Below are 22,990 nucleotides of genomic sequence, written 5' to 3' on the forward strand. Positions count from 1 at the left end.
TAATGCGCTAATCATCCGAAATCGCAATAATCATGAATAAATTCTCTGTTAAAAATCACAAAGTTAACCGATTCAGCACTAAGTCACAGGCTAAACAGGTGAAGCCCATTACCCCTCGGCGCGTACTGTTATTCAACAAGCCTTTTGATGTGTTACCCCAATTTACTGATGAAGCTGGGCGCTCAACTTTGAAGGAATTTATCCCTTTTAACGATGTTTATGCGGCTGGGCGACTCGATCGGGATAGCGAAGGTTTACTGGTATTAACTAATGATGGCAAACTGCAAGCCAGGCTAACGCAACCAGCCCAGAAAACCGGTAAAGTCTATTTTGTACAAGTAGAAGGGTTGCCCGACGAAGATGCACTTAGTCAGCTAAGAATAGGGATAACCTTAAAAGATGGCCCTACTTTACCCGCTGGTGCTGAGCTGGTTAGTGAACCCGCGTGGCTATGGCCACGCCATCCACCGATTCGAGAGCGCAAAGCCATCCCCACAAGCTGGTTAAAAATAACACTTTTCGAAGGCCGCAATCGACAGGTTCGCAGAATGACTGCCCATATTGGCTTCCCTACCCTTCGTCTGATACGTTTTAGTATGGGTAATTTAAGCCTTGGCGATCTACAGCCCGGCGAATGGAAGGAGATAAACCATGTTTAAGCCTCATGTTACCGTGGCTTGTGTCGTGCATGCTCAGGGGAAGTTTTTAATTGTCGAAGAGACAATTAATGGAAAAAAATTATGGAATCAACCCGCTGGTCATTTGGAAACCGATGAAACTCTACTGCAAGCTGCGGAAAGAGAGTTATGGGAGGAAACCGGTATTCGAGCCACCCCGCAATATTTTCTGCGCATGCACCAGTGGATAGCGCCGGATAAAACCCCATTCCTGCGTTTCGCTTTTGTTATTGAGCTACTGGCCCCATTGCCCACTGATCCGCATGACGATGATATCGACCGCTGTCTGTGGCTTACCGCCGATGAAATCCTGCAATCGGATAATTTACGCTCACCTTTAGTGGCCGAAAGTATCCGTTGCTATCAGCAGCCCGAGCGTTATTCACTTGATGTGATTGGTTCATTTAACTGGCCATTATAAACGGCAGATTTGATTCACTCAGGTAATTTCATTAAGAGTGCGAATCTACCATGCAGCAACGCGGCCAACGTGATAAAATCCGGCGCTTGTTTTTATAATGCCCTGCCACGCTGAAGAGTGGGTCGGATAATCTCATCCGTCATAGCCTTCATTGGGGCTTTAGGTATTTACGTTAGTGAGACTCCCATGTCAGATAACAGCCAGAAAAAAGTAATCGTCGGTATGTCCGGCGGTGTCGATTCTTCCGTTTCCGCCTACCTGCTCCAGCAACAGGGCTACCAAGTTGCCGGTTTGTTCATGAAGAATTGGGAAGAGGATGATGGCGAAGAGTATTGCTCAGCAGCGACCGATTTGGCCGATGCTCAAGCGGTATGCGACAAACTGGGCATGGAGTTGCACACCGTCAATTTTGCCGCAGAATACTGGGATAACGTGTTCGAATTGTTCCTGGAAGAATACAAAGCCGGGCGCACCCCTAACCCCGATATTCTGTGTAATAAAGAAATAAAATTTAAAGCTTTCCTAGAGTTTGCCGCGGAAGATTTGGGTGCAGACTATATTGCTACCGGGCATTATGTGCGTCGTCAGGACGTTAACGGTAAAAGTCGCTTGTTACGTGGGCTTGATGGCAATAAAGACCAAAGCTATTTTCTCTACACATTAAGCCACGAACAGCTCGCTCAAAGCCTGTTCCCTGTTGGTGAGTTAGAAAAGCCTGAAGTTCGCCGCATTGCTGAACAACTTGAGCTGGTCACTGCCAAGAAAAAAGACTCCACGGGTATCTGCTTTATTGGTGAGCGCAAATTCCGTGATTTCCTGGGCCGCTATCTGCCCGCGCAACCCGGCCCAATCATGACCGTAGATGGCCAGCATGTGGGCGAACATCAGGGTTTGATGTATCACACCTTGGGGCAGCGTAAAGGCTTGGGTATCGGCGGCACCAAAGAGGGTGGCGATGATCCGTGGTATGTGGTGGATAAAGATGTTGCGAATAACATCTTACTGGTAGCTCAAGGACATGAACACCCGCGTTTAATGTCTGTGGGGCTGATTGCCCAACAGTTACATTGGGTTGATAGAGAACCCGTCACTGCTGCTTTCCGCTGTGTGGTAAAAACTCGTTACCGCCAGCAGGACATTCCCTGCACCGTGACACCATTGGATGACGAACGTGTTGAGGTTCGGTTTGATGACCCTGTAGCGGCAGTCACACCCGGCCAGTCTGCGGTCTTCTATCAAGGTGAAGTCTGTCTCGGTGGCGGTATTATAGAAGAGCGTTATCCACTGCCAGGTTCAGTCGCAAACTAATTCAACCTATACCCTAAATAATTCCAGTTGCAGGAAGGCGGCAAGTGAGTGAGAGCAGCAAACGCACATGCCGCTTGAAGTATGACGGGTATATTAATGAACCAGAACGTTTACAGGAGTAACCGTGGCGAAAAATTATTATGATATTACGTTGGCATTGGCCGGAATCTGCCAGTCAGCTCGCTTGGTTCAACAATTGGCGCATGAAGGCCAATGTGATAATGATGCATTAAATACTGTGCTCAGTGGGCTGCTACAAACCAACCCGCCTTCCACTTTGGCCGTCTATGGCGGCAATGAACAATCCTTAAAAATGGGGTTGGAAACACTGCAAAGTGTGTTAAATGCCAACCGTCAGGGGCCTGCGGCGGAACTGACCCGCTACACCCTAAGCCTGATGGTGTTGGAGCGGAAGCTCAATGCCAATAAGTCGGCGATGAATACCTTGGGTGATCGTATTAGTCAGCTTGATCGCCAATTGGCCCATTTCGATCTTGAATCGGAAACAATGATGAGTTCGCTGGCTGCCATTTATACGGATGTTATCAGTCCACTCGGTCCGCGCATTCAGGTTATTGGCTCACCCGCTATTTTACAAAGCACACTGGTGCAGGCAAAAATTCGTGCCACCCTGCTGGCGGGTATCCGCTCAGCTGTGCTTTGGCAACAAGTCGGCGGAAGCCGCTTGCAGTTAATGTTCTCGCGAAATCGTCTGTTTAAGCAGGCGCAGAGTATCCTTGCTCATATTTGAAATCCTTTCTCAGGAGTTGCCACCGATGGAATTATCCTCACTGACCGCCGTTTCCCCAATTGATGGACGCTACGGCGACAAAGTCAGCGCACTGCGCCCAATCTTTAGCGAATTTGGTTTGCTGAAATTCCGCGTGCAGGTCGAAGTACGTTGGCTGCAAAAACTGGCCGCCTGTACAGAAATCAAAGAAGTTCCGGCTTTTGATGCCAACGCAAACGCTTACCTTGATAAGATCGTGCAAGAATTCAATGAACAAGATGCACTGCGCATCAAAACCATTGAACGCACCACGAATCATGATGTAAAAGCGGTTGAATACTTTTTGAAAGAGAAAGTCGAAAGTGTTCCGGCATTACATGCCGTCTCTGAATTTATCCACTTTGCCTGTACTTCAGAAGATATCAATAACTTGTCGCACGCTTTAATGCTGCAAACGGCGCGCCAGGAGGTGATTTTGCCTGAATGGCGCAAGATTATTGACTCCATCAAAGCGCTGGCTCACCAGTATCGTGATTTGCCGCTGTTGTCCCGTACTCACGGCCAACCTGCAACACCTTCCACGATTGGTAAAGAGCTGGCGAACGTCGCATACCGGATGGAACGTCAATTCCGTCAACTGTCGCAAGTTGAAATTTTAGGCAAAATCAATGGTGCAGTAGGTAACTATAATGCTCACATGGTTGCTTATCCTGAAGTAGATTGGCATCAGTTTAGCGAAAGTTTCGTCACGTCACTGGGTATCAACTGGAACCCATACACCACGCAAATTGAACCGCATGATTATATTGCCGAACTGTTTGACTGCGTGGCACGTTTCAATACTATCTTGATCGATTTCGACCGCGATATCTGGGGTTACATTGCATTGAATCATTTCAAGCAAAAAACCATTGCTGGCGAAATTGGCTCAAGCACCATGCCACATAAAGTGAACCCAATTGATTTTGAAAACTCAGAGGGCAATCTGGGCCTGTCCAACGCGGTGCTGGGCCATTTAGCCAGCAAACTTCCTGTTTCGCGCTGGCAGCGTGACCTGACGGATTCCACCGTGTTACGTAACTTGGGTGTAGGCTTGGGTTATGCGTTGATTGCCTATCAAGCGACCATGAAAGGCATTAGCAAACTTGAAGTCAACGAAGCGCACCTGTTGGAAGAGCTGGATCACAACTGGGAAGTTTTGGCCGAGCCAATTCAAACAGTTATGCGCCGCTATGGTATTGAAAAGCCATACGAAAAATTGAAAGAATTGACCCGAGGGAAACGTGTCGATGCGGCGGGCATGCAAGCCTTTATCGACAGCCTCGCGCTGCCAGAAGCAGAAAAAACCCGCTTGAAAGCCATGACACCCGCCAATTACATTGGTCGTGCCACAACAATGGTCGATGAGTTGAAGTAATACTTTAGTCTCAACATCAGGTGGCAAATCAACGCCACCTGAATAATTTCTTATCCTTTCGCGTACTGCCCCTGTTTAGCCCCGGTTTAGTCACCGTCATTGATAATACTGTTGATGTCAAAAGGACTTTACACTTGCTGGAGCTAATATCACTATGTTGAAGCAAACACTTCTTTCTCTCGCCCTAATGGGAACCTGCACTGTCGCTATGGCAGCGGATTACACTTATGTAGCCGGTGGCCTGCAATATGGCTCAATCAGTAACAATGAGCGTTTCGATAAAGAATTCAATCAAAGTCAGTACAGTCATATCGGTAACCGCGATATGGGCGGTATCTACTTCAATGGTGGCTATGGTTTTGATAACGGCCTGTTTATTGATGGTCGTATAAGCAGCATCGCCAATAATGACCGCGGCCTTGCCGAAGCAGTCCTCGGGCTGGGTTACCATTTTGCCTTCTCACCCAATATTGATTTCTATACCTTGGTGGGCGGCAGCCGCCATGCAATGGTCTTTGATGCCAGCAAAGACGGCAAAAAAACCAATACTTACAATAGCGCCACAGGCGAAATTGGTATCAAAAGTAAGTTATCACAGGATATCGGTCTGGATGTTGCCTACCGTTTGGCAAACTATGATAGTCGTGCATACCACGAAGCACGTATAACAACTGACTATGCTCTGACACAAAGCCTCTCTGCAGAAGTAGGTTATACCTACCATAACTGGAAAGTCAGTGATCAAGCGATGCAGGCAGGTTTACGTTACACTTTCTAAGTCACTGTTCTCATTTTTACTTGTCGGGTAATATTAGATTACCCGGTTAATGTCTTATCGAGGAATGTAGTATGCGGGTTTTAGTTGTCGAAGATAATGCTTTGTTGCGTCACCATCTTACGGTACAAATGCGTGAAATGGGCCATCAGGTTGATGCAGCAGAAGATGCCAAAGAGGCAGACTATTTCTTGCAGGAACATGCCCCAGATATCGCCATTATTGATCTTGGTTTACCGGGCGAGGATGGCTTAAGCCTTATCCGTCGTTGGCGTAGTCATCAGACAAACCTGCCAATTCTGGTGCTCACTGCGAGGGAAAGTTGGCAAGATAAGGTTGCGGTACTGGAAGCCGGTGCTGATGATTATGTCACCAAACCTTTTCATCTTGAAGAAGTCATAGCGCGAATTCAGGCATTGATGCGACGCAATATCGGCCTCGCATCCCAAATTATTGAATTTCCCCCATTTCAAATTGATCTCTCTCGCAGAGAGTTGTGTGTCAATCAGCAACAGATTAAACTGACCGCTTTCGAATACACTATCATTGAAACCCTTATTCGTAATGCAGGAAAAGTAGTCAGCAAAGATACATTAATGCTGCAACTCTACCCTGATGCAGAATTACGTGAGAGCCATACTATCGACGTATTAATGGGTCGTTTACGTAAAAAGCTGCTGGCAGAACATGAAGGTGAAGTGATTACAACTATCCGTGGTCAGGGATACCGTTTTGACGCTAACTAGAAATCATGTTCAGGACAAATAGCAAGCCTTTCTCTCTTCGTGCTCGTTTTCTTATGGCGACAGCAGGTGTCATCTTAGCGCTGTCGTTATCATATGGTATGGTCGCCGTCGTCGGTTATATTGTCAGCTTTGATAAAAATACCTTCAGTGCCCATCGCGGTGAAAGTAATTTATTCTTCAGCTTGGCCCAATGGCATGACAATAAGTTGAGCATATCGGTGCCGCCAGAACTTGAGCTGAATATCCCGACGCTGGTTCTGATTTACGATAAAGATGGCAATATACTGTGGCGCCAACGGCATGTGCCCGAACTTGAATCTCATATCGAAAAAAGCTGGCTACAAAAACCGGGATTCTATGAGCTGGATACCGGAACACATATAAGTAGCATGATGTTGGGTGATAACCCGAAAGCGCAAGACCAGCTAAAAAAATATGACGATACGGATAACAGTGCTCTGACTCACTCTGTATCCGTCAATACTTACCCCGCCACATCCCGCTTACCACAGCTCACGATCGTAGTTGTAGATACCATCCCACAGGAATTGCAGCGTTCTGATTTGGTTTGGAATTGGTTTAGTTATGTCTTACTGGCGAATTTGCTGTTAGTTGTTCCCTTGCTTTGGCTCGCCGCCTATTGGAGCCTGAGGCCCATCAAAGCACTGGTCAGTCAGATAAGTCAGCTAGAAAAAGGTGAACGCGATCAGTTAGATGAAAATCCACCTCGAGAATTGCAGAGCTTAGTGCGCAATCTCAATATCTTACTTACCAATGAACGTCAGCGTTATACCAAATACCGCACGACACTTTCCGACCTGACTCATAGCCTCAAAACCCCACTAGCGGTATTGCAAACGACGCTGCGTTCTTTACGCACCGGTAAGCAAACGACTATCGAGGAAGTCGAGCCTATCATGCTAGAACAGATCAGCCGCATCTCTCAGCAAATCGGTTATTACCTGCACCGTGCCAGTATGCGTTCCGAGCATAATGTATTGATTCGCGAGATCCACTCAGTTCCTGCTCTACTCGATAGCTTGTGCAGCGCATTAAATAAAGTTTATCAGCGCAAAGGCGTTGTGCTGACGTTGGATATTTCGCCTGAGGTGACTTTCCTTGGGGAGCGAAATGACTTTATGGAGGTCATGGGTAATGTTCTGGAAAATGCCTGTAAATACTGTTTGGAGTTCGTCGAAATAACTGCCCTGCACTCGGAAAAACAGCTCACTATTGTCGTTGACGACGATGGGCCGGGTATTCCAGAAAGCAAACGACAGTTGATTTTCCAGCGTGGGCAGCGAGTCGATACTTTACGCCCTGGACAAGGGCTGGGATTGTCCGTTGCTGCCGAGATTATTGAGCAGTATCAAGGCAAGATAACCATTACTGAAAGCCCCTTGGGTGGAGCAAGAATGATGGTAACTTTTGGCCAGCAGCATGATTATCACGCTGATTAATAAAATTTACCTGCCAATATCTAATACTCATAGCTGGCATCCGTTATAATCACCAGCAAGTTCACCCCCTATCCTGGAATAAACATGGATTACCAACTCAGTCTCGATTGGCCTGATTTCCTGCAACGCTATTGGCAGAAACGCCCCGTCATCCTCAAACGTGGCTTTAAAAACTTTATCGATCCGCTCTCACCAGATGAACTCGCTGGTTTAGCTATGGAAAATGAAGTCGATAGCCGTTTGGTGAGCCATGAAGATGGCCGCTGGCAAGTCGCCCATGGCCCCTTTGAAAGTTTTGATCATTTAGGTGAGACTAATTGGTCGCTGCTAGTGCAAGCCGTTGACCATTGGCATGAACCTGCGGCTGCATTAATGCGCCCATTCCGCCCGCTTTCTGACTGGCGTATGGATGACTTAATGGTCTCTTTCTCCGTTCCGGGTGGCGGTGTCGGCCCGCATTTTGACCAGTATGATGTTTTTATTATTCAGGGCACGGGGCGTCGTCGCTGGCGGGTCGGTGAGAAAACGGAAATGAAACAGCATTGTCCTCACCCTGACCTGCTGCAAGTTGGGCCTTTCGACGCCATTATTGATGAAGAAATGGAGCCTGGCGATATCCTTTATATCCCGCCGGGATTCCCTCATGAAGGCTATGCGTTGGAAAATGCCTTGAATTATTCAGTCGGTTTCCGTGCACCTAATGGCCGCGAACTGGTAAGTGGCTTTGCCGACTATGTGCTGGCTCGCGAGTTGGGTAGTTATCGCTACAGCGATCCAGATTTGCAATTACGCGAACATCCGGCGGAAGTGTTGCCACAAGAAGTCGATAAACTTCGTGCAATGATGCTCGATTTAGTTCAGCAACCAGGGGATTTCCAAAACTGGTTTGGTGAGTTTATTTCCCAATCGCGCCATGAACTGGATATCGCGCCACCAGAGCCGCCTTATCAGGCGGGTGATGTCTATGAGTTATTGCAACAAGGTGAGGAATTACAACGTCTTACTGGGTTGCGTGTTCTACGTATTGGTGATCAATGCTTTGCTAATGGTGAGTTGATTAATACACCACACAGACAAGCCGCCGATGCCTTATGCCAACACTTTAGCGTGGATGCGCACAAGTTGGGTGATGCGCTGGAAGACCCGTCCTTCCTGGCAATGCTCACCGCGTTGGTAAACAACGGCTATTGGTATTTTAACGACTGATATTTCGAGCTTATTCCGCAAAAATGCCCCGGTAAACGGGGCATTCAGACTGCTGACAAAGCCAAATAAAGGGGAAACGTGCCGCTGGGGTCGTAGCGACGTAAGTCGCCGGAGCGCCCCCAGGTACGGCCAACCCTTCACTCACTGTGTTATAAATAGCTTTGCCATTAATTTCAACGTTTTTGGGTGATTAATAAGCTTATGACTCTTTAGCGCGTTTCGCCGTCAATTCAGCAATTCGCATAATAACCGCTACCGCTTTCTCCATCCCTTCCAGCGTTATAAACTCATGTTTACCATGATAATTATAGCCGCCCGTGAAAATATTTGGGCAAGGTAAACCAAGGAAAGATAGCTGCGCACCGTCAGTGCCACCACGTATCGGCTTCATGATGGGGGTAATATCACAATCATGCATTGCTTGCTGAGCTATCTCGATGATATGTGGGTGTTTAATAATATGCTCTCGCATATTGTAATAGCTATCATCTATAACGATTTCAATATAGCAATCACGGTGTAAACCTTTGCCTACCCGTTTAGCGATATCCACCATATTTTTCTTGCGTGCTTCAAAACCATCGCGATTAAAGTCTCGCACGATATAGTGCATTTCTGCCCGTTCGACCGTGCCTTTAATACTTTGCAAATGATAGAAACCGTCATAACCATCAGTACTTTCAGGGGTTTCATCGGTGGGTAATTCCTGATGGAAGCGGGTTGCCAGTGATAGCGCATTGACCATCACCCCTTTGGCACTTCCGGGATGCACATTATTACCGACAATCTTTATAGTCACCGATGCGGCATTGAAGTTCTCAAATTCCAACTCACCAACACCGCCGCCATCCACGGTATAGGCCCACTGGGCATTAAATTCTGCCACGTTAAAGAAGCGCGCACCTTTCCCTACTTCTTCATCAGGTGTGAAAGCGATACGAATATCACCATGCGGGATATTGCTGTGCTTTAAGCGCACCATAGCAGTAATAATTTCCGCAATACCCGCTTTATCATCCGCACCCAATAAGGTTTTGCCATCAGTGGTAATCAAGGTATGCCCAAGCAATTGATGCAAGACGGGGAACATGACCGGCGATAAAACCTCGTCGCCCATCCCCAAAGCAATATCACCACCACGGTAGTTTTCTACAATCTGCGGATTAACATTTTTACCCGAGAAATCAGGTGAAGTATCAAGATGGGCAATAAAACCAATGGTAGGGACCAGCCAGGAGACATTGGCAGGCAAGGTTGCCATCACACAGCCGTGCTCACTCAAACTCACCTGAGAAAACCCCAGCGTCTGCAACTCATGTTGTAACGCCAGAGCCAGCTTGCGCTGCCCTTCAGTGCTCGGCACGGATTTTACATTGGCTTTTGCTTGTGTATCAAAAGAAACATAGTTGAAAAAGCGGTCGAGTAATTTGTCCATGGGCCCACCCTCATAATAGTGCATATCATTATGGGGAAGTGATCACCATCAAATATTGCGTCAGGTCAGTTTTAGACAAACTTAAGCCAGAATAAAAAAGCAATATAGACACAACACCGAGTGTTTGAATGAATGATTAAGTGCCGCTAACAACGCTGCGGCACCCATTAAGCAGGGTATTACCCAAGTAATTGGAGTTGCAGCCAGGCAGCCAACGAGCAAATCCCGATGAGCTGACTCAAGTCAGTGATTCGGGTGAGTGAGAGCCGCTAACAACGCTGCGGCTCTCAATTAAGCAGGGTAATTAGTCGCCTTCGCGATTCTCGCCCCGGGTGGTTAAAAATTCGCGCACATATTCTGGAACCACTTTACTGGCTAAACCGTAGTGTTTTTCATCAAACTGGCTCTCGACCTGGCTAGGCTCGAGATTCAACTCGACAGTATGAGCACCATGCAAGCTCGACTCATGGACAAACCCGGCGGCAGGATAGACATGGCCGGAGGTACCAATTGAAATAAAGAAATCAGCCTCAGCCAGCGCCTGATAGATTTCATCCATGCCCATTGGCATCTCACCAAACCACACGATATGTGGGCGCAGTGGCGATGGGAATTGGCAACAATGGCAGCGCTCATCTGCACTGAGATCACCCGGCCAATCCAGTACCTGGCCTGACTGGGTGCAGCGCACTTTCAATAACTCGCCATGCATATGAATAACGCGCTTACTACCCGCTCTCTCATGCAAATTATCTATATTCTGAGTTACCAGTACGAAATTATCACCCAGCACTGCTTCCAAATCAGCTAATGCAAAATGGGCAGCATTTGGCGCAATATCAGGCTGCTGTAACTGGCGGCGGCGTGCATTATAAAAAGCCTGAACCAGTTCAGGGTCACGACGATACCCTTCAGGGGTGGCAACATCTTCCACCTGATGCTCTTCCCACAAACCATCTGCCGCACGGAAAGTACGAATACCAGATTCGGCCGAAATGCCGGCCCCCGTCAGAACCACCACAAACGGCTTCTTCATTTCGGATGTTGCAGCACTGTCTCGATGAAAAATACGGGAGCGAAAACGTTGATGGCGCAAGTGCTTATTCTTGCGAAACCGACACAACCGATGGCGAATGCGCATAACCTTTTGCCTCTATTTTAGGTATTGTTATACCCGTCATACTTCAAGCTTCATGTGCGTTGGCTGCTCTCTCTCACCCGAATCATTGACCGGCGTCAACTCATCGGGATTCATTCGCTTGCCGCCTTCCTGCAACTTGAATTATTTAGGGTATTGGGTATTACTTAGACAAATGCAGGAACGCCGCCCCACGAACACCGCCCGCATCACCATAACGCGCTTTTTCAATGCGCGGCAATCGGGCTACTCGCAATAAATGCTGTGGTAGCCGTTTCGGCAGTTCTTGATAGATATGCTCGAAATTAGATAATCCACCACCGATTACAACCAGATGGGGATCCAGCATAGTCAATAAATTACCTAAGCAAACCGCCAGTACATCCATAAAGCGCTCAACATGAGCTACAGCTTTGGATTCACCGACGTTATAGTTTGCAATAATTTCAGTTGCAGGCAAAGATTGCTGGTTGAAATGTTTGTACATCCATTCAAAACCACGTCCTGAAATATAATTCTCAATACAACCATTATGGCCGCAACCACAGGATACTCGTGGAATATCTGCGCCCAGAATATCCAGCGCATCTACTGGCAAACGAAAATGACCAAATTCACCAGTAATATGATTTCGTCCACTGACAATATTGCCGTTCACAATTAGCCCGCCACCGACGCCAGTACCAAGAATCAGCCCTAATACTGTTGGATAGCGGCGAAACTCAGGATCCCAGGCTTCCGACAATGCAAAGCAGTTAGCATCATTATCGATTCGAACTTCGCGCCCAATTAACCCGGAAAGGTCACCTTGCAAAGATTGCCCCATTGCCGCTGGCACATTCGCCGTGAATACCGTACCATCATCGGCATTGGGCAAGCCGGGAATGCCGATACCCACACTGCCTTTACTACCACAAAACTCATCGGCTTCCCGTGTCAGGTCATGTAATGTTTGCAGTAATAGCGAGTAGTCTTCGCGCGGTGTAGGGACGCGCTTATGCCAGATTCGTTGCAGGTTAGCATCAAAAACGCCTAACTCAATTTTGGTGCCGCCCATATCAAAACCGTAATACATAAGCTTGCCCCTTACCCATTATTGTCCAGAAGAATTATTATTAGTTTGACTTATTTTTAGATTTTTTATTGCCCGCTCAACACCCGCGCCGGATCAATACGACTGGCACGACGAGCCGGATACCAACTGGCAATTAAACTCAACACCAATGCGGTCGCCAGCACACAAGCCACATCAAACCAGTGCAGTTCTGACGGCAAAAAGTCGATGAAATAGATATCACCCGACAAAAATTGATGCCCGATCAGCTTTTCCAACCCACGGATAATGTTGGTTAATTGCAAAGAGATGAGCACTCCCGCGACCGCCCCGCTGACACTGCCGATCAGCCCTGCCATCAAGCCATACCAGATAAAGATGGCTCGTATCAGGCCATCTTTAGCGCCTAATGTGCGTAACACCGCGATATCGCTGCTTTTATCTTTAACCGCCATCACCAGAGTGGAAACAATGTTAAAGCTGGCAACCCCGATAACCAGTACCATCGCTAAATACATGATGGTGCGAATCATTTGGATGTCACGATACATATAGCCGTAGGTGCCAATCCAACTGCTGATATACACATAGGCATTCGAGACCTCACCGGCACTGCGTACCAGTTTGTTGGCGTTATAGACGTCATCGACCTTGATGGCTATACCAGTGACACTGTCACCCATATCCAGATATTGCTGCGCATCGACTAAAGGTACTAATGCCAGGCTGTGATCCAGTTGCCCACTCAATTGAAAAACACCCGCCACTTGCAAGCGAATACGCTTGGGTTGCAGTAATTTCATCTCAGGGTCGCTATTAGGGATCATTACTGTCAGCCATGACCCCTGCTTCACCCCCAAGGCATCGGCCAGACCTTTACCCAAAATAATCTGCTGCTGACCGGCTTTGAAATTGTCCCAGGCATGATCAAGGACGAAGCTCGGCAATGCGCTAAGTCGCTGTTCGGCCTCGGGATCAACACCTTTGACCTGTACGGCACGCAGCTGGGTGCCGTTTTCAATCAAACCGGTGAAATTGATATAAGGTGCCGCTGCCACAATACCGGGTACTTTTTCAACCCGCTGTAAAGTTTGCGGCCAACCGCTAAATGGCTGATTGACCACTGCAATTTCACCGTGTGGCACCACTGCCAAAATACGACTTTTTAGCTCACGTTCGAAGCCGTTCATGGCACTTAAGCCGACGATCAATACCGCCACGCCCAAGGCAATACCCAAGGTGGAGATCACCGAAATGAGTGACACCATTCCGCCGCGACGGCGACCACGGCTAAAACGTAAACCGATTAACAGTGAAAGTGGCGAAACGCCCATCCCAATTGCCACTATTGCGCCCCCACCAACGTCAAGTGCTGCTGTAGCTGGCCGTCACGCATTTCCAACTGACGGCTCATGCGCTTGGCCAATTGCAAATCGTGAGTGACAACTAAGAAGGCGGTCCCTTGACGAACATTCAATTCACCTAGCAAATTAAAGATGCTATCGGCATTCCGTTGATCGAGGTTACCGGTCGGCTCATCAGCCAACACCAGCGACGGGTTATTGACCAGCGAGCGCGCAATCGCCACTCGCTGACGCTCACCACCGGATAGTTCGGACGGGCGATGTTTGCTCCGCTTTTCCAACCCCACGGCCACTAGCATTGCGCGGGCTTTATCCTGCGCTTCACTCGGTTTGGCACCGCCGATAAGTAGTGGCATCGCCACATTTTCTAATGCAGTAAAATCCGGTAGTAAATGGTGGAATTGATAGATAAAACCTAACTCACGATTACGTAACTCAGCTTTTGCCGTGGAAGACATTTGATTCAGCGAGCGCCCTTGATATATCACTTCGCCGGAAGTCGGTGAATCCAGCCCGCCCAACAAATGCAATAGGGTACTTTTACCTGAACCGGAACTGCCGACAATCGCCATCAGTTCACCAGCTTCGATAGTGAACGACACATTACGCAAGACGTCGGTATGTAGTTGACCTTCCTGATAGCGTTTGCACAGGTTTAAACACTGTAATAAAGGATGATTACTCATAGCGTAAGGCCTCGGCAGGTTGTGCGGCGGCAGCGCGCCAGGAAGGGTAAAGCGTTGAGAGCAAAGCAATCGCCATTGCCAACAGGGCAATCACGGTCACCTGAACCGGATTAATCTCCACCGGTAAGGTCGCGCCATCAATCAATAAACCGAGAATCGGGATAATGGTATTCAATTGACTGGCAAGCAAAATACCCAAGCCGGCACCGAGCAATGCGCCAATAACCCCCGCGCTGGCGCCCTGCACCATAAACACCAACATAATTTGACGACGACTTAAACCCTGGGTTTGCAAAATAGCCACTTCGCCCTGTTTTTCCATCACTAACAGGCCCAGAGAGGTAATAATATTAAAGGCCGCAACAGCGATAATCAGGCTAAGCAGCAACCCCATCATGTTCTTTTCCATCCGTACAGCCTGGAAAAGCTCGCCTTTACGCTCACGCCAATCTTTCCATACCGTGCCTTCTGGCAAGGTTTGCTGACTCAAACTATCAACGGACAGCGGTTGTGAAAGGAATAAACGCCAACCGGTAATATTACCTGCCGGATAGCGCATCAGACGTGATGCATCCTGCTGATTAACCAGCATTTGGTAGCCATCGACTTCACTGTCGGCGGCAAATGTGCCGATAACATTAAACAGGCGTTGGCTCGGGATGCGCCCCATCGGGGTGAATTGGCTGGCGCTTGGCACCATTAGACGCAGTGTTTCACCGCGCTTAACCCCCAATTGACCGGCCAGTTTTTCACCGAGGATCATATTGTAGCTACCCGGTTGTAAATCTTTCAGGTGCACATTAACCAAGTAGTCGGCCAGAGGTTCATGCTGATTGGGGTCAACCCCCAACATCACTCCGGCGGAGAGATTGCGCGCGCTTTGCAGCACCACATCAGCGGTGGTTAACGGCACAATATCGGTAACACCAGTCAGTGATTTCAGTGATGAAGCAGGAATTTTATTTGGGTCAAGGGAGCCTTGTGGCGTGGTAATCAGCGCCTGCGGCATCATCCCCAAAATATTATTCTGCAAATCACGCTCGAAACCATTCATCACGGATAGCACCGTAATCAATGCCATCACGCCGAGTGTGATACCAATGGTTGAAAGCCATGAAACAAACCGACCAAAACGGTCAGATGCACGCCCGCGCATATAACGCAGGCCAATAAATAATGCGACAGGTTGATACATGAAATCTGTTTAGATCCTGTTGCTAAAGCAAAGTGATCGAGGATAATAAAGGGTACTACCGCTTTATGGAACCATTAACCGCCTATATCCTTCATCTTTCAAGTTACAGGTGTGTTGGCCGCGCTGATTAATTCGAATCACTGACTTTAGTCAGCTCATCGGGATTTTCTCGCTTGCCGCCTTACTGCACCTTGAGATCTATTGGATATATCTCCGGATTTTATTCCAAATCAAAGCGCCAATCTGTGGCTATAGCTGTTCGCGTGCTAGGATAGCCGCCGAGATAATTCGTCCTGATAAAGAGACTGTTTAACTGCTTATGTCCCAACAACATCGTTATTCATTGCCGACGCGCCGTGGCGACACCCGCCAGTTAGGCCAGTTGACTGGTTCCGCTTGCGCCGTCGAGTGTGCAGGAATCATTGAGCGCCATTATGGCCCGGTAATGTTAATTACCCCGGATATGCAAACGGCGCTGCGACTGCGTGATGAAATTCAGCAGTTTTCCCACCGTCCGGTGCATACCCTCTCCGACTGGGAAACGCTGCCTTACGACAGTTTTTCACCCCATCAGGATATTATTTCGGCCCGCCTTTCTTGTCTGTACCACCTTCCGACAATGGAACGCGGTGTTATTATTCTCCCGATTAATACTCTGATGCAACGGGTTTGCCCGCACGAGTTCCTGCATGGTCATGCTCTGGTGATGAAAAAAGGCCAGCACCTGTCGCGAGATAAATTACGTGCTCAGCTTGAGCAAGCGGGATATCGCAGTGTCGATCAGGTCATGGAGCACGGTGAGTTTGCTACCCGCGGGGCCTTGCTTGATCTGTATCCGATGGGCAGTGAAGAGCCTTATCGCATTGACTTTTTTGATGATGACATTGATAGCTTGCGCGTATTTGATGTGGATACGCAGCGCACCCTGTCCGAAGTTGATCAAATAAACTTACTCCCCGCCCATGAATTCCCGATAGATAAAAACGCCATTGAATTATTCCGCAGCCAATGGCGTGAACAGTTCGAAGTGCGCCGCGATGCGGAACATATTTACCAGCAAGTGAGCAAAAGCATCTGGCCTGCCGGGATTGAATACTGGCAACCGCTATTCTTCAACCAGCCATTGCCGACACTGTTTAGCTACTTGCCTGAAAATACCTTATTGATTAACACCGGCTCGCTGGAAAGCTCAGCGGAGCGTTTCTGGCAAGATGTTAACCAACGCTATGAAAGCCGTCGTGTTGACCCAATGCGCCCATTGCTGGCCCCAGAAACATTATGGCTACGGGTTGATTCACTTTTCAGTGAGTTAAAAGAGTGGCCGCGGATTCAGTTCAAGACCGAAGAATTACCGACTAAAACCGCCAATACCAACTTACACTATCAGCCGCTGCCCGATTTATCCGTACAGGCACAGCAAAAAGCGCCACTGGATAATCTGCGACGCTTTATTGAGTCATTTAGCGGTAGTGTCGTGTTTTCGGTGGAAAGTGAGGGGCGACGCGAAACCCTGCAAGATCTGTTGGCACGGATAAAAATCAGTCCAACCCTGATAAGCGAGCTATCTCAAACCACGGCACCCGGCCATTATCTGATGATTGGTGCTTCAGAACGTGGTTTCCTGGATACTGATAAGCAATTAGCACTGATTTGCGAAAGTGACTTACTGGGCGAGCGCGTGAACCGCCGCCGCCAGGATAATCGCCGCACCATTAATACCGATACCTTAATCCGCAATCTGGCGGAATTGCGCCCCGGTCAGCCAGTGGTTCATCTGGAACACGGTGTGGGCCGCTATCTTGGTCTTACCACATTAGAAGCTGGCGGTATTAAAGCTGAATACCTGATATTGACCTATGCCGGTGAAGATAAGCTGTACGTGCCGGTTTCATCACTGCATCTTATCAGTCGCTATTCCGGCGGTGCTGACGAAAATGCACCGCTGCATAAACTGGGTGGCGATGCCTGGAGCCGTGCGCGGCAGAAAGCCGCCGAGAAAGTGCGTGATGTGGCGGCTGAACTGCTGGACATCTATGCGCAGCGCGCCGCCAAATCTGGCTTTAAATTCAAGTTCGACCGCGAACAATATCAGCTGTTCTGTCAAAGCTTCCCGTTCGAAACCACTCCAGATCAGGAACAGGCCATCAATGCGGTGCTCAGCGATATGTGCCGACAGTTGGCTATGGACCGACTGGTATGTGGTGATGTTGGTTTCGGTAAAACCGAAGTGGCGATGCGGGCGGCCTTTCTGGCGGTGGCGAATAATAAGCAAGTTGCCGTCTTGGTGCCGACCACCCTGCTCGCTCAACAGCATTTCGACAACTTCCGCGACCGCTTTGCCACCTGGCCGGTGCGAATTGAAATGATGTCACGCTTCCGCAGTGCCAAAGAGCAGCAAGTGATTTTGGAGCAAGCTGCTGAAGGCAAAGTGGATATTATTATCGGCACCCATAAATTGCTGCAAAGTGACCTGCGCTGGCAAGACCTCGGTCTGTTGATTGTCGATGAGGAACATCGCTTCGGTGTGCGCCATAAAGAGCGCATCAAAGCGATGCGCGCCGATGTCGATATTCTGACACTTACCGCCACGCCTATCCCGCGTACACTGAATATGGCGATGAGCGGTATGCGGGACTTATCGATTATTGCGACGCCACCTGCGCGCCGTCTGGCGGTGAAAACCTTCGTGCGTGAGTACGATAGCTTAGTGGTACGAGAAGCGATTCTGCGCGAAATTCTGCGTGGTGGGCAGGTTTATTATCTCTATAACGATGTGGAAAATATCGAGAAAGCCACCCAGAAGCTGGCTGAGTTAGTGCCAGAAGCACGCATTGCTATTGGTCACGGGCAAATGCGTGAGCGGGATCTGGAGCGGGTGATGAATGATTTCCATCATCAGCGCTTTAACGTTTTGGTCTGCACCACCATTATCGAAACGGGGATTGATATTCCGAGCGCCAATACCATTATCATCGAACGCGCCGATCATTTTGGTCTGGCGCAGTTGCACCAGTTGCGCGGCCGGGTTGGGCGCTCGCACCATCAGGCCTATGCTTACTTGCTTACGCCAAATCCGAAAGCGATGACCACCGATGCCAAAAAACGTCTGGAAGCTATCGCGTCGCTAGAAGATCTCGGTGCTGGCTTTGCTCTGGCAACTCATGACCTTGAGATTCGTGGTGCCGGTGAGCTATTAGGCGAGGACCAAAGTGGCCAGATGACCACCATCGGTTTCTCGCTATATATGGAGTTACTGGAAAGCGCGGTTGATGCGCTGAAGGAAGGTAGAGAGCCATCACTGGAAGACTTGACCAGCAATCAGACCGAAATTGAAATGCGTATGCCGGTATTGCTGCCGGAGGACTTTATTCCAGATGTGAATGTCCGGCTTTCGTTCTATAAGCGCATTGCCAGTGCACGCGATGAAACTGAACTTGATGAATTGAAAGTCGAACTTATTGATCGCTTTGGTAAACTGCCGGATGCAGCCCGTTATCTGTTACATACCGCAGAATTACGCCAACAGGCTCAGAAGCTGGGTATCAAACGTATTGAAGGTAATGAGCGCGGGGGCTTTATCGAATTTGGTGAGAAGAACAAAGTCGATCCGGTTTATCTGATTGGTTTGCTGCAACGCCAGCCGCAAATATTCCGACTGGAAGGGCCAACCAAACTGAAATTTATGCAGGATCTTAGCGACCGTGCGCAGCGATTGAAGTTTATCAGTGAATTGCTGGCCGCATTTGCTCAGCATCGCGTAGCTTAAGCCATTAATGACGCGGGTTTCAGATGTGAGAAACCCGCGCCAATGTTAATGCTACTCGCTTATAAAACACGTTAAACGATCAGAATTAACACTAAACCGCGGGTTCTTAATGCAAGGTCTTGGACAACAGATTTTATATTATGCTCGGTTGTTCAGTATCAGTTGACCATTTTTATCGATTGGGATCTGCGTGCCTGGATCACGATCCATGCGAATTTTCCCCTGCTGATCACCAATTTTGTAGGTTACGTCATATCCCAACATTTTCTGTGACTTATCGTAAACAGTTTGGCAACGTTGTTGGGTGGTCGTATAGGTATCGTTATCCTGCATATTGCTTTGGACACGATTACCTGCGTAACCACCGGCCAGTGCACCAGCAACAGTCGCGATATCTTTACCACGGCCACCGCCGACCTGATGGCCCAGAACCCCACCAGCAACAGCACCCAATACTGAACCCGCAATTTGATTCTCATCCTGCACCGGTTGACGGTGAGTTACGGTCACATTACGACATTCCTTACGAGGCGTTTTAATCGTCTCTTTAATCGGTGTCGCAGCAAGAACTTGTGCATATTGCGGTGCGCCGGAGAATACATTCATACTCGCGACAGCGGCAATTCCCAGAGCGGCCGCAATACCGATACCCACACCTGCTAACATTGATTTGTTCACAGGAAATCCTCCTGAAAGTGTTACCACGCATCTTCTGCCACAGAGCTTCAAAATGAAAACAAAGGTCTGACAGCATCCGGCATTGAGGGCTACCCCTTATTCCTGGATTACGGCGTGCGTGACTCGCCGTGTGTTTCTACGAAGAAGTCTGCACAATGTGCTTTAACCTAGCAATAAGACAAATGGACGAAACACCCAGATAATAGGTGTGAATGAATGTGTTTAGGAGGAATCTGACTGCGGTGATTTATTGCGGCAGAGCTTTATGCTGAAAATTTGACATTACGTGCGAATGGCTTTAGCAAAACGTGCGCAATTGTGAGGTTGATGACGACGCGGCTTATCACTCAGTGAGGAAGGGTTTACCGCACCCAAGGGCGCTCCGGCGACTTACGTCGCTACGACCCCAACGGCACGATTCCCCTTCATTCGACTTTATCAACCGCCAGAAACCGCCACCATAATTAACTGGCAGCGGTAAATTTAAAGCTCTAAACATTCGCCAAAGTGATTGGCGTTACAGGTAGGCAGCCAGCAAATGCACCCCGATGAGCTGGCCCTGGTCAGTGACTCGGGTGACAAATCGGCCAGGAACCGATTTGAACGCTGCTTGCAGCGGCCTCGCAGAGGCGAGGCCCATGGACGGGCCGAGTAACTAGCGCAGCTAACAACCCTGTAGCGTCAAGGACGAAGGATAATTAGTGGAGTTTCAGGCGCGGGCGTATCACCCGGTTAATCCCGCCCACCAGCATCATCAGGCCAGTTTTGGTATAGCCATGCAATGCGACTTGATGCATACGATACAATGAGATGTAAACAACACGGGCAACACGCCCTTCCACCATCATAGAACCGCGCATCAGGTTACCCATCAAGCTACCGACTGTACTAAACTTCGACAGTGACACCAGAGAACCATGATCTTTATAAATGTATGGCTTCAGTGGTTGCTCATTGAGCAATGCTAAAATATTGCTATAACAGCGGCTGGCCATCTGATGTGCAGATTGCGCGCGCGGCGGCACAAAACCACCACTTGGCTGTGGACAAGAAGCACAGTCACCAATCGCAAAAATGTTGGGATCGCGGGTTGTTTGCAGCGTCGGCTCAACCACCAGTTGGTTAATACGGTTGGTTTCCAGCCCGGCAATATCTTTCATAAAGTCCGGCGCTTTAATACCTGCCGCCCATACCATCAGATCAGCATTAATAAACTCGCCATCTTTGGTATTCAGACCCTTTTCATCGGCGCTGGTAACCATTGTTTTGGTCAATACACGCACACCCAGTTTAATCAATTCCTGATGTGCCGCCGCCGAGATACGTGGCGGCAATGCTGGCAGAATACGTTCACCGGCTTCAACCAACGTGACATTTAGTGCCTGGTTATCCAAGCCCTCAAAACCGTAGCTATGCAGTTGTTTTACCGCATTATGTAACTCAGCAGACAGCTCCACTCCGGTGGCACCGCCGCCAACAATTGCGATATTAACTTTGCCTTTTTCACCCGGTTGCGCTGAATACTTCAGGAACAGGTTAAGCATTTCATTATGGAAGCGGTGGGCCTGATGTGGGTTATCGAGGAAGATGCAGTGATCCTTCACGCCCGGTGTACCGAAGTCATTCGACGTACTGCCCAGAGCGACCACTAATATGTCATAGGATAATTCACGTTTTGTTACCAGCACATCACCGTGTTCATCGCAAATCTCAGCCAGGCAGACAGTTTTGGTTTCGCGGTTAATATCCGTTAACGACCCCAACTGGAAATTGAAATAATGGTTGCGCGCATGAGCCAGGTAGCTCAATGCATCAACACCATCATCCAGAGAGCCGGTAGCCACTTCATGGAGCAAAGGTTTCCATAGATGGCTGTGGTTACGATCCACCAGAACAATCTCAGCTTTTTTGCTGCGCCCCAACTTATGACCCAGACTCGTTGCCAGCTCAAGGCCGCCAGCACCACCACCAATAATAACGATTTTTTTCTTCGGCGTTGTCAAAATGACCCCCTAAATGTGAACCAATTGTTAGCTAAGGGTAAAAGAATAATATTCTTAGATAACATAGGGTTCGAAGATACCAATTCAATAAACTTGAGTCAGAATATCATGCAGGGTTATTTGGTCATACCAAAATTGATATATATCAACTTTTTTTGATTAAAGTACCAGCAGGAGGATTTTTTCTAGAATAGCTTTCAAATAGTTAGCGTTTAGTCACGGTTTATATTTTTTTTATTGGGTGAAAGATAAAGGTCAATTTTGCCATTTTTTGTCATAAAAATGGCCTGAAAAAAGCAGACGACACGCTTTTTTCAAGCCAAATTGCACAGAACAGCTGGCATTACAATTAACCAGTCTTTAACAAAGCCCGATTAATTTGATTATTTATCCCAGGGTCTTAAATGCTTTGATGCGCTGCAAATGAGGTGAAAGATCTTTAAACTTGTGACCTTGCTTTTCATCCCAGACAATTTCGTAATAAGGATGCAAATCACCGGCCGTGCGCTTGCTATCGAGCATTTCATCATTGCGCGACAACACGACTAAACAGCGATCGCGGTTTTTCTCGCGAAAATCACTGATACATTTACTGGCGATATCGACGTACTCTTCCGGCCGGTCAATTTTACCGCTCATATTGTCTTGCGGATAAAGATTGGGGTTGAAGGCCACCTGGCGGATGCCACACAGAAAACCAATTCGTTCGGCCCAAAAGCCGCCTAACCCCACGCCACAAATCAGTGACTTGGCATCGCCACCCTGCTGAATAGCCTTATCCACTTCTTTCAATAAATGCTGCATATCATGGCGAGGATGCAAAGTGCTGTAACTGATGAAACGCACATCCGGATCAATGAATTGCAGTTGCAGGACTTTCTCGTGATTGCCAGGGCTGTTGGAATCAAAACCATGTAGGTAGACTATCATA

At 48.3% G+C, this 22,990-nt stretch carries 19 protein-coding genes; 10 read left to right on the forward strand and 9 right to left on the reverse strand.

What is annotated here, in order from left to right; genetic code table 11:
- The first annotated feature begins 32 nt into the window (after positions 1 to 32).
- The 9 genes from rluE (at position 33) to FGL26_RS06800 (ending at position 8,740) form a co-directional block, all read left to right on the forward strand.
- Entirely contained in the window at positions 33 to 659 is a 627-nt protein-coding gene (rluE, locus tag FGL26_RS06760; protein ID WP_005170627.1) for a 23S rRNA pseudouridine(2457) synthase RluE, read from the forward strand.
- Positions 652 to 1,098 (forward strand): NUDIX hydrolase, encoded by a 447-nt coding sequence (locus tag FGL26_RS06765; protein WP_005170630.1) that lies wholly within the window; start codon positions 652 to 654, stop codon positions 1,096 to 1,098. The genes rluE and FGL26_RS06765 overlap by 8 nt, the downstream gene beginning before the upstream one ends.
- A gap of 186 nt (positions 1,099 to 1,284) precedes the next feature.
- A complete protein-coding gene (mnmA, locus tag FGL26_RS06770; protein ID WP_005170633.1) occupies positions 1,285 to 2,406 on the forward strand; it encodes a tRNA 2-thiouridine(34) synthase MnmA in 1,122 nt (373 codons plus the stop codon).
- Between the two features lie 124 nt (positions 2,407 to 2,530).
- Positions 2,531 to 3,157, forward strand: a complete 627-nt coding sequence (gene hflD / locus FGL26_RS06775; RefSeq protein ID WP_005170635.1) for a high frequency lysogenization protein HflD — start codon at positions 2,531 to 2,533, stop codon at positions 3,155 to 3,157.
- A 25-nt stretch (positions 3,158 to 3,182) separates the two neighbouring features.
- The gene (purB, locus tag FGL26_RS06780; RefSeq protein ID WP_005170637.1) at positions 3,183 to 4,553 is read left to right on the forward strand and encodes an adenylosuccinate lyase; all 1,371 of its coding nucleotides are present in this window, start codon (positions 3,183 to 3,185) and stop codon (positions 4,551 to 4,553) included.
- Positions 4,554 to 4,707: 154 nt separating this feature from the next.
- The gene (locus FGL26_RS06785) at positions 4,708 to 5,331 is read left to right on the forward strand and encodes a YPO1635 family putative outer membrane beta-barrel protein (RefSeq protein ID WP_005170638.1); all 624 of its coding nucleotides are present in this window, start codon (positions 4,708 to 4,710) and stop codon (positions 5,329 to 5,331) included.
- Positions 5,332 to 5,402: 71 nt separating this feature from the next.
- Positions 5,403 to 6,074 carry a two-component system response regulator PhoP gene (gene phoP, locus FGL26_RS06790; protein ID WP_005158018.1) on the forward strand — a complete coding sequence of 224 codons (672 nt, stop codon included), beginning with the start codon at positions 5,403 to 5,405 and terminating at the stop codon, positions 6,072 to 6,074.
- 5 nt (positions 6,075 to 6,079) lie between these two features.
- Positions 6,080 to 7,534 carry a two-component system sensor histidine kinase PhoQ gene (gene phoQ / locus FGL26_RS06795; protein ID WP_005170639.1) on the forward strand — a complete coding sequence of 485 codons (1,455 nt, stop codon included), beginning with the start codon at positions 6,080 to 6,082 and terminating at the stop codon, positions 7,532 to 7,534.
- An 84-nt stretch (positions 7,535 to 7,618) separates the two neighbouring features.
- Positions 7,619 to 8,740 carry a ribosomal protein uL16 3-hydroxylase gene (locus FGL26_RS06800; RefSeq protein WP_005170640.1) on the forward strand — a complete coding sequence of 374 codons (1,122 nt, stop codon included), beginning with the start codon at positions 7,619 to 7,621 and terminating at the stop codon, positions 8,738 to 8,740.
- Between the two features lie 199 nt (positions 8,741 to 8,939).
- Here the strand turns inward: FGL26_RS06800 and pepT are convergent, their stop codons facing one another.
- From pepT to lolC, 6 genes are all read right to left on the reverse strand, one after another.
- The gene (gene pepT, locus FGL26_RS06805) at positions 8,940 to 10,175 is read right to left on the reverse strand and encodes a peptidase T (protein ID WP_005170641.1); all 1,236 of its coding nucleotides are present in this window, start codon (positions 10,173 to 10,175) and stop codon (positions 8,940 to 8,942) included.
- A gap of 304 nt (positions 10,176 to 10,479) precedes the next feature.
- Positions 10,480 to 11,316, reverse strand: coding sequence for a Sir2 family NAD+-dependent deacetylase (cobB, locus tag FGL26_RS06810; RefSeq protein ID WP_005170642.1), 837 nt, complete (start codon positions 11,314 to 11,316; stop codon positions 10,480 to 10,482).
- Between the two features lie 160 nt (positions 11,317 to 11,476).
- Positions 11,477 to 12,388 carry an N-acetylglucosamine kinase gene (nagK, locus tag FGL26_RS06815; RefSeq protein WP_032912743.1) on the reverse strand — a complete coding sequence of 304 codons (912 nt, stop codon included), beginning with the start codon at positions 12,386 to 12,388 and terminating at the stop codon, positions 11,477 to 11,479.
- Positions 12,389 to 12,453: 65 nt separating this feature from the next.
- Entirely contained in the window at positions 12,454 to 13,701 is a 1,248-nt protein-coding gene (gene lolE / locus FGL26_RS06820; protein ID WP_005170647.1) for a lipoprotein-releasing ABC transporter permease subunit LolE, read from the reverse strand.
- Positions 13,702 to 13,712: 11 nt separating this feature from the next.
- A complete protein-coding gene (gene lolD, locus FGL26_RS06825) occupies positions 13,713 to 14,417 on the reverse strand; it encodes a lipoprotein-releasing ABC transporter ATP-binding protein LolD (protein WP_005158007.1) in 705 nt (234 codons plus the stop codon).
- Positions 14,410 to 15,612, reverse strand: a complete 1,203-nt coding sequence (gene lolC, locus FGL26_RS06830; protein ID WP_005170663.1) for a lipoprotein-releasing ABC transporter permease subunit LolC — start codon at positions 15,610 to 15,612, stop codon at positions 14,410 to 14,412. The genes lolD and lolC overlap by 8 nt, the downstream gene beginning before the upstream one ends.
- 319 nt (positions 15,613 to 15,931) lie before the next feature.
- Here lolC and mfd point away from each other — a divergent pair, with 319 nt between their 5' ends.
- A complete protein-coding gene (gene mfd / locus FGL26_RS06835; RefSeq protein WP_032912744.1) occupies positions 15,932 to 19,378 on the forward strand; it encodes a transcription-repair coupling factor in 3,447 nt (1,148 codons plus the stop codon).
- Between the two features lie 138 nt (positions 19,379 to 19,516).
- Here the strand turns inward: mfd and FGL26_RS06840 are convergent, their stop codons facing one another.
- From FGL26_RS06840 to ycfP, 3 genes are all read right to left on the reverse strand, one after another.
- Complete coding sequence (locus FGL26_RS06840) at positions 19,517 to 20,056, reverse strand: glycine zipper 2TM domain-containing protein (RefSeq protein ID WP_005170666.1); 540 nt, start codon at positions 20,054 to 20,056, stop codon at positions 19,517 to 19,519.
- 698 nt (positions 20,057 to 20,754) lie between these two features.
- Positions 20,755 to 22,059 carry an NAD(P)/FAD-dependent oxidoreductase gene (locus FGL26_RS06845; RefSeq protein WP_005170669.1) on the reverse strand — a complete coding sequence of 435 codons (1,305 nt, stop codon included), beginning with the start codon at positions 22,057 to 22,059 and terminating at the stop codon, positions 20,755 to 20,757.
- Positions 22,060 to 22,446: 387 nt separating this feature from the next.
- The gene (gene ycfP / locus FGL26_RS06850; protein WP_005170673.1) at positions 22,447 to 22,989 is read right to left on the reverse strand and encodes an alpha/beta hydrolase YcfP; all 543 of its coding nucleotides are present in this window, start codon (positions 22,987 to 22,989) and stop codon (positions 22,447 to 22,449) included.
- Position 22,990: the final 1 nt, after the last annotated feature.

This window comes from Yersinia enterocolitica subsp. enterocolitica (assembly GCF_901472495.1).
Taxonomy (GTDB): domain Bacteria; phylum Pseudomonadota; class Gammaproteobacteria; order Enterobacterales; family Enterobacteriaceae; genus Yersinia; species Yersinia enterocolitica.

Excerpts from the sequence above, each read along its gene's own strand:
- rluE (WP_005170627.1), top strand. The coding sequence starts at position 33 with ATGAATAAATTCTCTGTTAAAAATCACAAAGTTAACCGATTCAGCACT.
- FGL26_RS06765 (WP_005170630.1), top strand. The coding sequence starts at position 652 with ATGTTTAAGCCTCATGTTACCGTGGCTTGTGTCGTGCATGCTCAGGGG.
- mnmA (WP_005170633.1), top strand. The coding sequence starts at position 1,285 with ATGTCAGATAACAGCCAGAAAAAAGTAATCGTCGGTATGTCCGGCGGT.
- purB (WP_005170637.1), top strand. The coding sequence starts at position 3,183 with ATGGAATTATCCTCACTGACCGCCGTTTCCCCAATTGATGGACGCTAC.
- FGL26_RS06785 (WP_005170638.1), top strand. The coding sequence starts at position 4,708 with ATGTTGAAGCAAACACTTCTTTCTCTCGCCCTAATGGGAACCTGCACT.
- phoP (WP_005158018.1), top strand. The coding sequence starts at position 5,403 with ATGCGGGTTTTAGTTGTCGAAGATAATGCTTTGTTGCGTCACCATCTT.
- phoQ (WP_005170639.1), top strand. The coding sequence starts at position 6,080 with ATGTTCAGGACAAATAGCAAGCCTTTCTCTCTTCGTGCTCGTTTTCTT.
- FGL26_RS06800 (WP_005170640.1), top strand. The coding sequence starts at position 7,619 with ATGGATTACCAACTCAGTCTCGATTGGCCTGATTTCCTGCAACGCTAT.
- pepT (WP_005170641.1), bottom strand. The coding sequence starts at position 10,175 with ATGGACAAATTACTCGACCGCTTTTTCAACTATGTTTCTTTTGATACA.
- cobB (WP_005170642.1), bottom strand. The coding sequence starts at position 11,316 with ATGCGCATTCGCCATCGGTTGTGTCGGTTTCGCAAGAATAAGCACTTG.
- nagK (WP_032912743.1), bottom strand. The coding sequence starts at position 12,388 with ATGTATTACGGTTTTGATATGGGCGGCACCAAAATTGAGTTAGGCGTT.
- lolE (WP_005170647.1), bottom strand. The coding sequence starts at position 13,701 with ATGGGCGTTTCGCCACTTTCACTGTTAATCGGTTTACGTTTTAGCCGT.
- lolD (WP_005158007.1), bottom strand. The coding sequence starts at position 14,417 with ATGAGTAATCATCCTTTATTACAGTGTTTAAACCTGTGCAAACGCTAT.
- lolC (WP_005170663.1), bottom strand. The coding sequence starts at position 15,612 with ATGTATCAACCTGTCGCATTATTTATTGGCCTGCGTTATATGCGCGGG.
- mfd (WP_032912744.1), top strand. The coding sequence starts at position 15,932 with ATGTCCCAACAACATCGTTATTCATTGCCGACGCGCCGTGGCGACACC.
- ycfP (WP_005170673.1), bottom strand. The coding sequence starts at position 22,989 with ATGATAGTCTACCTACATGGTTTTGATTCCAACAGCCCTGGCAATCAC.